Origin of the sequence: Amycolatopsis sp. M39 (genome assembly GCF_001651785.1) — a bacterium.
GTDB classification, from domain to species: domain Bacteria; phylum Actinomycetota; class Actinomycetes; order Mycobacteriales; family Pseudonocardiaceae; genus Amycolatopsis; species Amycolatopsis rubida.
In genome coordinates, this window is sequence record NZ_LWSF01000044.1 from 1 (window position 1) to 13,214 (window position 13,214).

Here is a 13,214-nt window from a genome sequence, read left to right on the forward strand (position 1 = left end):
CGGTCACGCCGGGCTGGTGGCGGAACAGCTCCTCCATGCCCCAGAAACATCCGCCGGCCAGAATCGCTTTTTCCGTGGCCATTTCGCCTCCTCCGTGCTCGAACCGCTTCCGCCGCCATGCTAGTCGCCGGGCAGGAGCCCGAGGACGAGGGCGAGCGGCGGCCAGGCGTCGCGCCCGCGCCGGGTGCAGGCGAAGGCCCGCAGCCGGACGTCGGGCCCGGTCAGCGGCAGCACGGCGACGTCCGGCCGGGTCGCCCAGGACTCGGGCAGCAGGCCGACCCCGCCGCCCGCGGCGATCAGGTCCTGGACCAGGTCGAGGTTGTCCGCGCGGTGGGTGAACCGCGGCGCGAACCCGGCCATCGAGGCCAGCGTCCCGACGACCGTTTCGTCCGCGCCGTTGCGGGAGTTGCCGATCCAGTCGCGGTCGCGGAACGCGGTGAAGACGTCGAGGGTTCCGGTGCCCCGCAACCGGTTCGCGTCCGCGCGCGGCACCGCGAGACCCCACGGCTCCGCCCACAGCGGACGGACGGCCAGCGACGGGTCGGCGGTCGCGGGCGCGAGGTCGTAGTCGTAGGTGAGGGCGAGGTCGACGTCGTCGGTCCGGAGCTGAGCGAGTGCTTCGGCGGGTTCGTGCTCGCTGATCACGACGCGGACCCGCGGATGCCGCTGCGCGAGGAGATCCGCGACCGGGAGCACCGCGTGCCGCACGCCGGTCCCGAACCCCGCGACCCGCACGGTTCCGGCGGGTTCGGCCTCGGGATCGAGGTCCACCCGGGCGGCCTCGACCGCGCCCAGGATCGTCACGGCGTGCTCGGCGAGCCGTCGCCCGGCGGGAGTCAGGCGCACGCGGCGGCCGTCCGGTTCGAGCAGCGCGACGCCGGTTTCCTTGGCCAGCACCGAGATCTGCTGCGAGACGGTCGACGTTGTGGTTTCGAGCACGTCCGCCACCGCGCGCATCGAGCCCAGCCGCGACAACTCGAGTAGGAACTGCAGCCTGCGGGTCTCCATCCCTCGATTGTCCAGGATATCCGGACGGTACGTCCAGGATTGGCAGGTGGACACGAACGGTCTGGATGCGTTCTCCTGGACAGCGTGCTTCCCTCCACTCCCCGGGCCGGTGTCGCCCTCGCTGTCGGCGCCATGCTGTCCGTCCAGTTCGGACTGGCGGTTTCGGTCAGTCTCGCGAACCAGATCGGGCCGGCCGGCGTCGCGTGGCTGCGGCTCGCGTGGGCCGGTGTGCTGCTCGTGGTGCTGGTGCGGCCGCGGCCGTCGGCGTTCCGCCGCCCGGCGTTGCTGACGTGCGTGGTGCTCGGCTTCGCGACGGCCGGGATGACGATCCTGTTCATGGTCGCGGCGACCCGGTTGCCCCTGGGCACCGCGAGCGCGCTGGAATTCCTCGGCCCGCTGACCGTCGCGATCGTGCGCGGCCGCGGCGGAACCCGGGTGTGGCCGGTCCTGGCGGCGGCCGGAGTGGTGCTGCTGACCCAGCCGTGGCAGGGCGGGACCGACCTGGCCGGCGTCGGCTGCGCGCTCGCGGCGGCCGTCTGCTGGGGCGCGTACATCGTGCTGACGCAACGAGTCGGCGACGAGGTGTCGGGCCTGCGCGGGCTGGCGGTGTCGATGCCGGTGGCCGGTCTGGTCGCCACCGTGGTGCACGCTCCGGCGGTGGCCGGCGAATTGACGTGGCCGCTGGTGCTCGCCGGGCTCGGGCTCGCGGTGCTCGTGCCGGTGGTGCCGTTCAGCCTGGAAATGCTGGCGCTGCGCCGGTTGACGGCGTCGGCGTTCGGGACGCTGATGAGCCTGGAACCGGCGATCGCGCTCGTGCTCGGGCTGATCGTGCTGCACCAGGTGCCGAACGTCGCCGCGGCGGCCGGGATCGCGTTCGTGGTGGCCGCGGGCATCGGCGCGGAACGGACCGGGGCACGGGAGCCGGTTGCGGCCTCGTGAGTGCCTGTGCCGGTTCTCACCGGCACAGGCACTCACGAGTCGTGCGGCCGCGGCGTGCGTTCGACAATGTCCCGCAACGCTTCGACGTGCCCGAGAAATCTTCGCCGCCCGTCCTCGGTAGCGCGGATCGAGGTTTTCGGGACCCGGCCGAGATACTTCCGCTGCTGCTCGATGTGACCGTTGGTGCGGAGCGTCGTGAGTTGCTTGGACAGTGCCGAATCCGAGAGCGACACGGCGTCCCGCAAGAACGCGAAGTCGCACCAGTCCACAGCGGACAGCACGGACATGATGGCCAGCCGGGTGGGGTCGGACAGCAGCCGGTCGAGCCCCGGCGGGGGAGCGGCGGTCATCGATCCCCTCGCCGCCGGGCGACGGCGAGCAGCGCCTGCGAGAGCGCGAACAGCAGGGTGAACGCGAGCCCGAAGAGCACCCCGGCGACGGTGTAGGGGTAGTCGCGCAGTCCGAGCGCGCCGGCGAGATCAGCGGCCGCGTCGGTGCCGTAGCGGGAAAGCAGCCAAGCCCCGGCGCCGCCGACGACCGCGACCACGACGAAGACCCACGGGACGAACTCCTGCCGCTGCTGTACTCCGCGCGCGTGGCTGAGCGGCGCGGACCGCAGCCGCGCGCCGACGGCGAGCGCGATCAGCAGCAGGCCGAGCACGACACCCGCGACGAACTTGCCGCCGTCGAGGTCGACGAAGTCGTTCACCGCGGTGAATCCGGCGGTGACCACGAAAATCACCAGGTAGACCCACCACGGCAGCCGCGCTGCGCGACGTGCGCGGTCTTGGTGGTCCTGAACAGTGGCGAGCGCCTCGGCGGCGCGTTCCTCGTCGGTCATGATGTCCTCCTCGACTACCTGCCTACGTGGAATGTAGCTACTTCTTTCCGCATCGGCAAGTAGTCGGCTCCGGTGGCGCTCTACGCTGGCGGCATGCAGGTGGAAATCTGGAGCGATGTCGTGTGCCCGTGGTGCTACCTCGGGAAGGCGCGGTTCGAGAAGGCGCTGGCCGGGTTCGAGCACCGGGACGAGGTGACCGTGACCTACCGGTCGTTCGAGCTGGATCCCGGGAAGGCCGAGACCGAGCCGTTGCTGGACATGCTCACCGCGAAGTACGGGCCGCGGGCCGCCGGGATGGAGCAGCGGGTCGCCGGTCTCGCGGCGGCGGAAGGGCTCGGTTACCGGACGGACCGGGAGATCGGCAACACCTTCGACGCGCACCGCCTGCTGCATCTGGCCCGCGAAAAGGGGCTGGAGAACGAGATGGTGTCCGCGTTGTTCCGCGCGAATTTCGCTGAGGCCCGGCCGGTGTTCACCTCGGACGGTCTGGCCGAGGTCGCCGAGGAGGCCGGATTGCCGCGCGGCGAGGCCGAAGCGGTGCTGGCGGACTCGTCGCGGTACGCGGAGGCGGTCCGGGCCGAGGAGCGCGAGGCCGCGGAACTGGGCGCGGGCGGGGTGCCGTTTTTCGTGCTGGGACGGCGGTTCGGGGTGTCCGGCGGGCAGTCCGCGGAGGTTTTCGCGCAGGCGCTGGAGAAAGCCTGGGAGGCTTCGGCCGGGAGCTGAGCTCCGCCCGGCTGCCGGAAAACAGCCGGGCGTCCCTTCCGGAGCGCTTTACTCCGACCAGGTGCTGAGGCGGTTGAGCAGCCGTTCGAGCACCTGCGGGTCCGCGGTGACCGGTTCGCCGGAGACGGGTTCGTCCACCAGCGTGCGGCGGTCGCCCCGGCGCGGCAGCCGGACCTGCCCGGCGGAAATCCCGCCGGGCAGCGCCAGTTCGCACCACGTGGTGCGGCCGCCGCGCTCGCCGGGGCGCACGCCGATCCGTTCGTCGCGCGGCGGGGAGGGGGCGACGAGGTCGTCGTCGACCTCGATGACGAGCCGGTCTCCGCGCAGCTGGAGCCGTACGGTCACGAAGGCGGGCGCGGACGGGCTGCTCTGGTCGACGACGTCGCCGACGAGCCGGACCGCGGCGTTCGTGACCTGGTCCAGCATCGGCGTCAGGGACCAGTCGGTCAGGATCAGGCGGACGAACAGCTCGGTGCACGGGACCGCGCTCGGCTGCGCCACCAGCCGGAGGTCGTCCACCTGGGTAGTGCGCGTGCTCAAGCGTCACCTTCCTCCTCGGCGAGCGGTCCGATCGGCCGGGACCGTGCGGGCATCATGCCACCGCCGCCGGGACGCGCTGCGGCGGGAGGGCGGTGTCCGGGAGAACCGCAGGTCACGGGTCCGCCGCGGAACTCCTTGTGCTGGCCGGATCTCGGCAGAGCCTGCCCGGTGGGCGATCCAGGACCTGATCACGACCTGCGCCGCGCGCATCGACGCGGGCGATCTGGCCGGGGCGGGCGGGCTGTTCCGCGAGGGCGCCCTGCACCGCGGCGGCGGTGGAGAACTGGTTCCGCGACATCCGGATCATCCATCCCGAGGACCCGCCACGTGACGACGAACGTCCGGATCGCGGCGGGGGAGGACACGGCTTCCGCGCACAGTTGCTTCACCGTTTTCCCAGCCGCGGAAGACCTTCCGCCGCAACCGATCGCGACCGTGCACTACGACGACCGGTTCGTCCGGCGCGGGGACGAGTGGCGGTTCGCCGAACGGACGCCGGTGCCGCGGATGACGCGGCATCTCCGGACGGAGGTCGTGCGGGCGGCCAGTCCGGGCCGGTGCCCAGGTGGTCCAGACCTCGCCGACGTCGGTGCGGGGAACCCTGAAGGAATCAGATTCCCTCAGGGTTCCCCGCACGGACAACGCCGGCGGCGAGAAGCCGACGCAAGGCCCCGCGCCTTCGCCGCCCGCGAAAGTCAGTCCCGGTTGCTCAGCTTCCGCCGCACACCCCGCCCGGCCGCGAGCGCCGGGAACGCCAGCAGCGCCCCGGCCCCGAGCGGGATTCCCCGCTGCCACGCCGGAGCCCCGAGCGCGGTCGGCGCGGCTTGCGGGTCGTGGTCGCTGACACCGCCCCAGCGCGACGGCGGCAGGACGATCACCCGCGCCTTGCCGATGACGTCGTCCACCGGGACGGTGCCGTTGACCCCGCCGCCGCCCTGGCAGCGGGAGTCGCACGAGTTCTCGCGGTTGTCGCCCATCACCCAGAGGCTTCCCTTCGGGACGGTGACCGGGGGGAAGGCCTGCCGCACCGTCGGCGGCTGGTCCAGCCAGTGCACGTACGGCTCGTCGAGCGGTTTGCCGTCGACCAGGACGCGGCCCTGCGGGTCGCAGCACTGGACGGTCTGGCCGCCGACCGCGATCACGCGTTTCACGAAGTCGCGCTCGTCCGGCGGCGCGAAGCCGACCAGGGAACCGAGGCCGCGCAACGTCTTGGTGAAGAAGTTGCCCGGCTCCTGCGGGGCGATCTCGTTCGCGGTCCACGGCTGCGGGCCGCGGAAGACGATGACGTCGCCGGGGGCGGGATCGGTGAAATCGTAGGTGACGCGGTCGACGACGACCCGGTCGCCGAAGCAGCCGTCGCAGCCGTGCAGCGTCGTCTCCATCGACGCCGACGGGATCAGGAACACCTTCGCGACGAACTGCTGGATCAGGATCGTCAGCACCAGCGCGATCCCGATCAGGATCGGCAGCTCCTGCCAGAACGGGCGCTTGCGCCGTCCCTTCCTGGGCGGCTCGTCGGCGCCGGGACGCTCGGATCCGGACTCGCCGGGGGCGGGGACTGGGGGGATCGGGTCGGCCACGCCGTCAGGCTACCCAGATCCGCGCGCCCGGCGGCGGACCGCGCGCGGCCACGATCGGGGGGTCGTGCCGGTGAGCGGGACGGCAACCGGAGGATTCGCCCGCAGGGAAGGAAAACGGGCCGGAACCGGGGGAGGATTCCGGAATCCGGTGGAAGCGGGAGGGCTGGGGCGCGGTTGGCGTCCTCGCGAGACCGGAGCAGCACGCCGGTCGAGCGCGGTCAGCCGCTCGGCGAACTGCGCGACCCGATGGCTCCACGGGTACCGGCGGACGAGTTCGCGGGCATTCTCCCGGATCGCGTGCGCCAGCCCCGGGCTGCTCTCAAGACGGTCCAGCTCCGCAGCGCGGCAAACAGCCCGTTGACGCCGTCGTTCACCAGCGCGGCAAGCGGGCCGACCGCCGGCTCGCCCACGCTTCGAGCAACGCCGTCGGGAAGGTGTCGTTCGGACTGGTCGGGCAGAGCACGAGCGATCTCGCACTGCGGAGAGCCCGGAATCTCGCGTCGCCGCTGAGATTTCCGGCGATTCCGAGTTTCCGGGCGAGGGCTTCGTATCCGGGCCGTGCGGCACCGTGGCCGATCACCAGCAGGTGCCCGCGGCGGAGACGCATCGCGTGCGGGAGCTGGCCGAGGCCTTTCCCAGCGTGGGCGGGTTCCAGCCGGGCCAGGAAGGACGGTTGCCGCCAACAATGCCTCGGCGGTGGCGCGGTCGACGGCGCTCCGGCCGGTTGATGCCGATGGTGGTGACCGGACCGTCGTGCTCGGCCAGCACAGTGCTCACGCGAGGCTTCCTGGGGACGAAGCGGCTGTCCGGGCGGCATGCCACGCCCCGTAGGCTCCGGCACTGGAGCCGGCGCCGGGACCGGCACGGGAAGGGGACTGCGGAATGGACGGCCTGGCCGCGTTCGGGTTCGAGCTGGGGGTGCTCAAGCGGGTCCGCCGCGCGGGCTGGTGGCAGGCGGGAGTCCGCGACCCGGAGTCGGTGGCCGAGCACAGCCTCCGCGCGGCGCAGCTGGCCGCGCTCCTCGCCGCCGAGGAAGGCGCGAACCCGGAGCGCGCGGCGTTTCTCGCGCTGTGGCACGACACCCAGGAGACCCGCACCGGCGACCTGCCGCACACCGCCGCGCCGTACCTCGCGAAGCCGGAACCGAGGGCGATCACGGCGGACCAGACCGCGGGTTTGCCGCGTGCCTCGGCGGAAACCGTGCGGACAGCGGTGAACGAGTACGAAACGCGCGAGACGCCCGAAGCGCGGTGCGCGAAGGACGCCGACAAACTCGAGATGCTTTTCCAGGCTCTCGAATACCGGGCGGCTGGAGTCTCCACAGTGGACGAATGGCTCGCGTCGGCGCAGGCCGGACTCTTCACCGAGACCGCCCGGCGCGTCGCCGAGGCGGCCTTGGCGACGTCGCCGCTGTCCTGGCGGTCCCGTTAGGGATCACCCACATAGGCGCACGTATGGTTTGAAACTGTCCTCTCTGGGAAAGATCCCCAGCACGACCGTCTCGGGAGGCGCAGGATGAACCGGAAACTCACGGCAGTGCTGGCCAGTATCGCGGCGATGGCGGCAACGATCGGATTCACGGCAAGCGCGGAGGCGGCGGGACCGCCGTGCGGCGCGCAGGCGAAAGCGTGCTTGAAACTGTCGGCGAACACGGCGTGGCTGATGGACAACGGCAAGGTCACCCGCGGCGGGGTGCGCGTGACCGTCGGCAAGCCCGAGTACCCGACCCCGGTCGGCACGTTCCGCGTGCAGTACAAGGACATCGACCACTACAGCAAGCAGTTCCACGGCCCGATGCCGTACTCGGTGTTCTTCACCAACACCGGGGTGGCGTTCCACCAGGGCAGCCTGAAGGTCCAGTCGCACGGCTGCGTCCACCTGTCGCACGCCGACGCGGTGGCGTTCTTCAACGCGCTGCAGCCGGGCGACGTGGTGCAGGTCGTGCGATAACCACCAACACCCGAAAGGCTCTTGATGTCCGTGCGGGCCGCCCTGAGGGAATCAGATTCCCTCAGGGCGGCCCGCACGGGACCGCTCAAGCCCGCGTCGCCGGGCAGGCGGTGATCACCCGACGGGCATCGGCCGCCGCAGCGCTTGCCGGCGCAGGCGGCCGAACCCCCTCGGGTTGTTGAGCCCGAACACCGCCACGGTCCGGCCGTCGCGGTGGTAGGTGGCGAGGAGGGATTCGTCGTCCGGGCCGCCGTCGGCGAAGCGCACCTCGTCCTCGGGCAAGGGGTGCCCGGCGAGCTGGAGGGTCCCGGCGTACTGATCGGACCAGACGTAGCCGCTCGGCTCGTACTCCCGGACCACCTGCCCGGCCAGCAGATTGGCGACCGCGACCGAGGCCTGTTCGGTGGCGTTCGTCCAGTGCTCGTTCCGGGTGCCCGCCGGTCCGTACGCCGCGACGTCGCCCGCCGCGACCACGTTCGGCAGCGAAGCGACCAGGCCGGCGTTGGTGCGCACGCCGTTGCCGACCGCCAGCCCGGAGCCGTCGAGCCACTCGACCGCCGGGGCCATGCCGATCCCGGCGACGACCACGTCAGCGGGCAGCTTCTCGCCGGTTTCCAGCTGCACCCCGGTGACCCGGCCGGCGAGCGTGGAAAGCCCGGCCACCGAAGCGCCGCAGCGCAGGGTGACGCCGTTCCGGTCGTGCAGGCGCGCACAGATCGCCCCGAGTTCCGGCCCCAGCACGCGCGCCATCGGCGTCGGCAGTGCCTCTAAGACGGTGACCTCCAAGCCCAAGCCGTGGCACGTCGACGCCACCTCCGCCCCGATGAACCCGCCGCCCACGATCACCACGCGCGCACCGGGAACCAGCTCCTCGCACAGGGCGAGCGAGTCGTCCAAGGTGCGCAGAACATGAACTCCGGCAACAGATTCCGTGCCCGGCAAGGCGCGCGCACGGCCACCGGTGGCAAGGACGAGGCCGTCCGCTTCCAGTTCTCCGCCGGACAGGACGAGACGGCCGGTCGAGGGGTCGAGCCGTTCCGCGCGGGTCCCGAGCCGGATGTCCAGCGAGGCGAGATCGTCGGCATCCAGCAGGTCCAGCGACTCGCGCGACGCGGATCCGGCCAGGAAGGCCTTCGACAGCGGCGGCCGGTCGTAGGGGAGATGCGGCTCTTCGCCGATGAGCACCACGCGACCGTCGAACCCCAGGGCGCGCAACTCCTGCGCGGCTCGGGCACCGGCGAGCGAGGCACCGACGATCGCGACCGTTTTCACGCAGCGTCCTCGGCGGCTTCGGCGAGCACGTAGATCACGCCGTCGTGGACCTGCACCTGGTATGTGCGCACCGGCTGCTTGGCGGGCAGGCAGGACGGCATCCCGGTGCGCAGGTCGAAGAGCGCCGCGTGCAGCGGGCACTCTACGAAGCAGCCTTCGAGCCAGCCGTCGGCCAGCGACGCGTCCTGGTGGGTGCAGGTGTCCCCGATCGCATACAGCTCGCCGTCGGCGTTGAAGACGGCGATGGGCTCGGGCCCCGCGATCCGGACGGACTCGCCCGGGGGCAGCTCGTCCACAGTGCACGCGCGCAGCATTGATTCCTCCGAAGCCGGGTGATTGTTGCGTATTGAGGAACACTCGACGTGATACGCAACAGAGTCTGGGCGCGCCGGAGGGGTGCCGTCAAGGGGGTGCGGGGTGGAGTTTTTCGGAGCGCAGTTCCGGATGAAAGCCCTGGTCGAGAGCGGTTCCCGCGAACGGGTGCGGCACCGCCGGGGTGCTTGACAGCGCCCCGGTTGAGCCTCATCTTGTTCCGGAGAGGGCAACAAGACGCGTAATACGCAACTTCGATCGTGTGCGAGAGGAGCCCTGCCGGTGACCGCTATCGACCTCCCGCAGAGCCTGCTGCCGACTCTGCCCGGGCCGCACTACACCGACCCGGCGATCTTCGCCCGGGAGCAGGAGCGGATCTTCGAAGCGGGGTGGTTCTGCGCGGTGCGCAGCGCCGACCTGCCGTCGCCCGGCTCGTTCGAGACCGTGCAAGCCGGTCGCGAAAGCGTGCTGATCGCGCGCGGCCGCGACGGGGCGTTGCGCGCGTTCCTGAACGTGTGCCGCCACCGCGGCGCTCGGCTGTGCACCGACGAGAAGGGTTCGGTGAAGCGTGCTTTCCAGTGCATGTACCACGCTTGGACCTACGGCCTCGACGGAAAGCTCGTCGCCGCCCCGAATCTGACCGGCATGCCGGACGTCGACCGCGTCGAGTACGGCCTGACGGCGGTGCATCTGCGCGAATGGCTCGGCTACGCCTGGGTTTGCCTCGCCGGAGAAGCACCGTCCTTCGCGGACACCGTGCAGGCCGACGTGAGCGCACGGCTCGGCGGTCCCGGCGAGATCGAGGCTTACGGGATCGAGAACCTGTCGCTGGGCCGGCGCATCGAGTACGACGTGCGCGCGAACTGGAAGCAGATCATCGAGAACTTCATGGAGTGCTACCACTGCGCGACGATCCATCCGGAGCTCACCGAGGTGCTCCCGGAGTTCGCGGACGGGTACGCGGCGCAGTATTTCGTCGGCCACGGCGCGGAATTCGGCTCGGACGTCACCGGGTTCACTGTGGACGGCGGCGACGGCGTGCAGCGCCTGCCGGGCGTCGGCGAGCACCAGGACCGGCGGTACTACGCGATCACGATCCGGCCGCAGGTGTTCGTGAACCTGGTGCCGGACCACGTGATCGTGCACCGGATGTTCCCGCTCGCCCCGGACCGCACCCTGGTCCGCTGCGACTGGCTGTACCTGCCGGAGGTCGTGGCATCGGGCGCGGACCTCGACCGTTCGGTGGAGCTGTTCCACCGGGTGAACCAGCAGGACTTCGAGGCGTGCGAACGGTGCCAGCAGGCGATGGGCTCGCGCGCCTACGCCCGCGGCGGGGTGCTGGTGCCGAACGAACACCACATCGGCGAGTTCCACGCCTGGGTGCGCGCGCAGACGGGGGAGTCGTGAGCGGCGATCCCGGTTCTCGCCGGCATGAACACTCACGACCTCGCGCACCGGCAGCCGTCTGTGCGGCAGCCGGGGCTCTCCTGCGTGGTGATCCCGGTTCTAGCCGTGATCACCGCGCACGACACCCTAGATGAGCGCCCGGATCGCCTCCTCAAACCCCGTCACATGCTCCAGCGTCAACGCCGAAGCCTTCTTCGCGTCGCCCTCGGCGATCGCCGTCAGCAGCGGCGAGTGCTCGTCCACGTGCCCGGCCATGCCGCGCAGCCGGGGGAGGAACACGCACCAGATCCGGGTCGCGAGGTTGTCGTAATGGATCAGCGTGTCCTCGAAGAACGGATTGTGCACGCAGCGGTAGATCGCGCGGTGGAGTTCGAGGTCGGTGCGCAGGAGGTCGGCGTTTTCCCTCGGTGTGGCCGAATCCAGCTGGTCGCGCAGCCGGACCAGGCGCGCCCGGTCCTCGTCCGTCGCGCGGGTGGCGGCGGACGCGGCGGCCGTCGGTTCGAGGGTGCGCCGGACCTCGGAGATGTGCGCGAGGTCGGAGATGTTGACGTCCGTGGCGAACGTGCCGCGACGCGGATACGCCACCACGAGCCGTTCGGTTTCGAGGCGCTTCAGCGCTTCGCGGATCGGCGTGCGGCCCATCTCCAGCACGCCGCCCGCCCATTCCTCGTTGATCGGGTCGCCCGGCTTGATGTCGAGCATGACGAGACGGTCGCGCAGGAACTCGTAGGCGCGTTCGGCCAGCGACGGGGCGGCGGCCGGGATGACGTGGTTGACCGGGGTGCGCACCCGGCCTACTCTACAACGAAGATTGATATATCAGTAGTCGACCAGTTGTCCGATACGGGAGGCCAGCCGGAATGACCACGACGGACCAGCCTCGTCCCCCGGGCGCGGACCTTCCGGACCACCCGGATTTCCTGTGGCGGGACCCGGAGCCGCGGCGCGCGTACGACGTCGTCGTGGCGGGCGGCGGCGGGCACGGCCTCGCGACCGCGTACTACCTCGCCAAGGTGCACGGCATCACCAACGTCGCGGTGCTGGAAAAGGGCTGGCTCGCCGGCGGGAACATGGCCCGCAACACCACGATCATCCGCTCCAACTACCTGTGGGACGAAAGCTCCGGCATCTACGAGCACTCGCTCAAGCTGTGGGAAGGCCTCGAAGAAGACCTCGGCTACCCGATCCTGTTCAGCCAGCGCGGCGTGCTCAACCTCGCGCACAGCCTGCAAGACGTCCGCGACAGCGTGCGCCGGGTGAACGCCAACCGGCTCAACGGGATCGACGCGGAATGGGTCGACGCGGACGGGGTCAAGGAACTCTGCCCGATCGTGAACACCTCGCCGGAGGTCCGGTACCCGGTGCTCGGCGCGACCTACCAGCCGCGCGCCGGAATCGCCAAACACGACTACGTGGCTTGGGGTTTCGCCCGCGCGGCCGCCGCGCTGGGCGTCGATCTGATCCAGAACTGCGAGGTCGCCGGCATCGACACGCGGGACGGCAAGGTCGTCGCGGTGGAGACCAGCCGGGGCCGGATCGCCGCCGGGAAGGTCGCGTTGTGCGCGGCCGGGCACAGTTCGGTGCTGGCGAAGACGGCCGGGATCGACCTGCCGCTGGTGTCGCATCCGCTGCAGGCGCTCGTGTCCGAACTGCTCGAACCGGTGCACCCGACGGTGGTGATGTCGAACGCCGTGCATGTCTACGTTTCCCAGGCGCACAAGGGAGAACTCGTGATGGGCGCGGGCATCGACTCCTACGCGGGCTACGGCCAGCGCGGCGCGTTCCACATCATCGAGGACCAGATGGCCGCCGCGCTGGAGCTGTTCCCGGTGTTCGCGCGGGCGCACCTGCTGCGGACCTGGGCGGGCATCGTCGACGTCACTCCGGACGCGTCGCCGATCGTCGGGCTGACCCCGGTGGAGAACCTGTACCTCAACTGCGGCTGGGGGACCGGCGGGTTCAAGGCCACGCCGGGTGTCGGCGACTGCTTCGCGCACACCGTCGCGAAGGGCAAGCCGCATCCGTACGCCGAACCGTTCACCCTGGACCGGTTCACCACCGGCGCGCTCGTCGACGAGCACGGCGCCGCCGCCGTCGCCCATTAGGAGCCACTGTGCAGCTGATTCCCTGCCCCTGGTGCGGTCCCCGCGAGGAGACCGAATTCCACTACGGCGGCCAAGCCCACGTCGCGTACCCCCAGGACCCGGCGGCGCTGTCGGACGAGGAGTGGGCGAAGTACGTCTTCTTCCGCGCCAACCCGAGCGGCCCGCTCGCCGAGCGTTGGACGCACAGCGCGGGCTGCCGCCGCTGGTTCAACGCCGTCCGCGACACCCGCACCCACGAACTCGCGGCGGTCTACCGCCTCGACGAACCCCGGCCGGTGATCCCATGACCTTCCGCCTCCCCAGCGGCGGCCACGTCGACCGCGACACCCTGCTCCGGTTCGCCTTCGACGGCCGCGAGCTCACCGGGCACCCCGGCGACACGCTCGCTTCCGCGCTGCTCGCCAACGGCGTGCACCAGGTCGCCCGGAGCGTCAAGCTCGGCCGTCCGCGCGGCATCATGGCGGCCGGTGTCGAAGAGCCGAACGCGGTGGTGCAGCTGGAAAAGCCGTTCCCCGAACCGATGCAGACCGCGACCAC

The 13,214-nt window shown here is 71.0% G+C and carries 18 protein-coding genes and 1 pseudogene; 9 read left to right on the plus strand and 10 right to left on the minus strand.

Annotation, left to right across the window (positions count from 1 at the left end; all coding sequences use genetic code 11):
- Positions 1-82 (minus strand): peptide-methionine (S)-S-oxide reductase (locus tag A4R44_RS47140; protein WP_198545675.1); only part of this gene is annotated, 82 nt, incomplete at its 3' end.
- Positions 83-120: 38 nt separating this feature from the next.
- Positions 121-1,008 carry a LysR family transcriptional regulator gene (locus tag A4R44_RS43840; RefSeq protein WP_067595310.1) on the minus strand — a complete coding sequence of 296 codons (888 nt, stop codon included), beginning with the start codon at positions 1,006-1,008 and terminating at the stop codon, positions 121-123.
- An 84-nt stretch (positions 1,009-1,092) separates the two neighbouring features.
- Between A4R44_RS43840 and A4R44_RS43845 the strand changes: the two genes are divergently transcribed.
- A complete protein-coding gene (locus A4R44_RS43845) occupies positions 1,093-1,947 on the plus strand; it encodes a DMT family transporter (RefSeq protein WP_232792063.1) in 855 nt (284 codons plus the stop codon).
- Between the two features lie 32 nt (positions 1,948-1,979).
- On the opposite strand, the gene A4R44_RS43850 is transcribed toward A4R44_RS43845, so the two are convergent.
- Both A4R44_RS43850 and A4R44_RS43855 read right to left on the minus strand, forming a co-directional pair.
- Positions 1,980-2,297, minus strand: a complete 318-nt coding sequence (locus A4R44_RS43850) for a transcriptional regulator (RefSeq protein WP_067595313.1) — start codon at positions 2,295-2,297, stop codon at positions 1,980-1,982.
- Positions 2,294-2,788: a hypothetical protein gene (locus A4R44_RS43855; RefSeq protein WP_067595316.1), complete on the minus strand. Its 495-nt coding sequence runs from the start codon at positions 2,786-2,788 to the stop codon at positions 2,294-2,296. Before A4R44_RS43855 ends, A4R44_RS43850 begins: the two co-directional genes overlap by 4 nt.
- A 93-nt stretch (positions 2,789-2,881) precedes the next feature.
- Between A4R44_RS43855 and A4R44_RS43860 the strand changes: the two genes are divergently transcribed.
- Complete coding sequence (locus tag A4R44_RS43860) at positions 2,882-3,511, plus strand: DsbA family oxidoreductase (protein WP_067595374.1); 630 nt, start codon at positions 2,882-2,884, stop codon at positions 3,509-3,511.
- A 48-nt stretch (positions 3,512-3,559) separates the two neighbouring features.
- Here the strand turns inward: A4R44_RS43860 and A4R44_RS43865 are convergent, their stop codons facing one another.
- Complete coding sequence (locus A4R44_RS43865; RefSeq protein ID WP_067595320.1) at positions 3,560-4,051, minus strand: histidine kinase; 492 nt, start codon at positions 4,049-4,051, stop codon at positions 3,560-3,562.
- Positions 4,052-4,105: 54 nt separating this feature from the next.
- Here A4R44_RS43865 and A4R44_RS52915 point away from each other — a divergent pair.
- Positions 4,106-4,534: pseudogene (locus tag A4R44_RS52915) on the plus strand (nuclear transport factor 2 family protein); the annotation flags it as partial.
- A gap of 212 nt (positions 4,535-4,746) precedes the next feature.
- On the opposite strand, the gene lepB reads toward A4R44_RS52915, so the two are convergent.
- Entirely contained in the window at positions 4,747-5,631 is an 885-nt protein-coding gene (gene lepB, locus A4R44_RS43870) for a signal peptidase I (protein WP_067595323.1), read from the minus strand.
- A 576-nt stretch (positions 5,632-6,207) separates the two neighbouring features.
- On the minus strand, positions 6,208-6,408 hold the full coding sequence (locus A4R44_RS48715) for a hypothetical protein (RefSeq protein WP_143132610.1): 201 nt from the start codon (positions 6,406-6,408) through the stop codon (positions 6,208-6,210).
- 105 nt (positions 6,409-6,513) lie between these two features.
- Here A4R44_RS48715 and A4R44_RS43880 point away from each other — a divergent pair, with 105 nt between their 5' ends.
- Positions 6,514-7,062 carry an HD family hydrolase gene (locus A4R44_RS43880; protein ID WP_067595329.1) on the plus strand — a complete coding sequence of 183 codons (549 nt, stop codon included), beginning with the start codon at positions 6,514-6,516 and terminating at the stop codon, positions 7,060-7,062.
- Positions 7,063-7,146: 84 nt separating this feature from the next.
- A complete protein-coding gene (locus A4R44_RS43885; RefSeq protein WP_067595332.1) occupies positions 7,147-7,581 on the plus strand; it encodes a L,D-transpeptidase in 435 nt (144 codons plus the stop codon).
- Positions 7,582-7,695: 114 nt separating this feature from the next.
- Here A4R44_RS43885 and A4R44_RS43890 read toward each other — a convergent pair whose 3' ends face one another.
- Both A4R44_RS43890 and A4R44_RS43895 read right to left on the minus strand, forming a co-directional pair.
- Positions 7,696-8,853 (minus strand): NAD(P)/FAD-dependent oxidoreductase, encoded by a 1,158-nt coding sequence (locus tag A4R44_RS43890; RefSeq protein ID WP_067595335.1) that lies wholly within the window; start codon positions 8,851-8,853, stop codon positions 7,696-7,698.
- Positions 8,850-9,167 carry a bifunctional 3-phenylpropionate/cinnamic acid dioxygenase ferredoxin subunit gene (locus A4R44_RS43895; RefSeq protein WP_067595338.1) on the minus strand — a complete coding sequence of 106 codons (318 nt, stop codon included), beginning with the start codon at positions 9,165-9,167 and terminating at the stop codon, positions 8,850-8,852. Before A4R44_RS43895 ends, A4R44_RS43890 begins: the two co-directional genes overlap by 4 nt.
- Before the next feature lie 280 nt (positions 9,168-9,447).
- Here A4R44_RS43895 and A4R44_RS43900 point away from each other — a divergent pair, with 280 nt between their 5' ends.
- Positions 9,448-10,572, plus strand: coding sequence for an aromatic ring-hydroxylating dioxygenase subunit alpha (locus A4R44_RS43900; protein ID WP_067595340.1), 1,125 nt, complete (start codon positions 9,448-9,450; stop codon positions 10,570-10,572).
- A gap of 126 nt (positions 10,573-10,698) precedes the next feature.
- Here the strand turns inward: A4R44_RS43900 and A4R44_RS43905 are convergent, their stop codons facing one another.
- Positions 10,699-11,361 (minus strand): GntR family transcriptional regulator, encoded by a 663-nt coding sequence (locus A4R44_RS43905; RefSeq protein ID WP_198545674.1) that lies wholly within the window; start codon positions 11,359-11,361, stop codon positions 10,699-10,701.
- Between the two features lie 71 nt (positions 11,362-11,432).
- On the opposite strand from A4R44_RS43905, the gene A4R44_RS43910 reads away from it, so the two are divergent.
- From A4R44_RS43910 to A4R44_RS51615, 3 genes are all read left to right on the plus strand, one after another.
- Positions 11,433-12,677, plus strand: coding sequence for a sarcosine oxidase subunit beta family protein (locus tag A4R44_RS43910; RefSeq protein ID WP_067595343.1), 1,245 nt, complete (start codon positions 11,433-11,435; stop codon positions 12,675-12,677).
- Between the two features lie 8 nt (positions 12,678-12,685).
- Positions 12,686-12,964 (plus strand): sarcosine oxidase subunit delta, encoded by a 279-nt coding sequence (locus tag A4R44_RS43915; protein ID WP_009078042.1) that lies wholly within the window; start codon positions 12,686-12,688, stop codon positions 12,962-12,964.
- Positions 12,961-13,214, plus strand: a 254-nt coding sequence (locus A4R44_RS51615; RefSeq protein ID WP_232792067.1) for a 2Fe-2S iron-sulfur cluster-binding protein, incomplete at its 3' end; no start/stop codon positions are given. The genes A4R44_RS43915 and A4R44_RS51615, both read left to right, overlap by 4 nt.

Excerpts from the sequence above, each read along its gene's own strand:
- A4R44_RS43880 (WP_067595329.1), top strand. The coding sequence starts at position 6,514 with ATGGACGGCCTGGCCGCGTTCGGGTTCGAGCTGGGGGTGCTCAAGCGG.
- A4R44_RS43895 (WP_067595338.1), bottom strand. The coding sequence starts at position 9,167 with ATGCTGCGCGCGTGCACTGTGGACGAGCTGCCCCCGGGCGAGTCCGTC.
- A4R44_RS43840 (WP_067595310.1), bottom strand. The coding sequence starts at position 1,008 with ATGGAGACCCGCAGGCTGCAGTTCCTACTCGAGTTGTCGCGGCTGGGC.
- A4R44_RS43855 (WP_067595316.1), bottom strand. The coding sequence starts at position 2,788 with ATGACCGACGAGGAACGCGCCGCCGAGGCGCTCGCCACTGTTCAGGAC.
- A4R44_RS43885 (WP_067595332.1), top strand. The coding sequence starts at position 7,147 with ATGAACCGGAAACTCACGGCAGTGCTGGCCAGTATCGCGGCGATGGCG.
- A4R44_RS43850 (WP_067595313.1), bottom strand. The coding sequence starts at position 2,297 with ATGACCGCCGCTCCCCCGCCGGGGCTCGACCGGCTGCTGTCCGACCCC.
- A4R44_RS43910 (WP_067595343.1), top strand. The coding sequence starts at position 11,433 with ATGACCACGACGGACCAGCCTCGTCCCCCGGGCGCGGACCTTCCGGAC.
- A4R44_RS43860 (WP_067595374.1), top strand. The coding sequence starts at position 2,882 with ATGCAGGTGGAAATCTGGAGCGATGTCGTGTGCCCGTGGTGCTACCTC.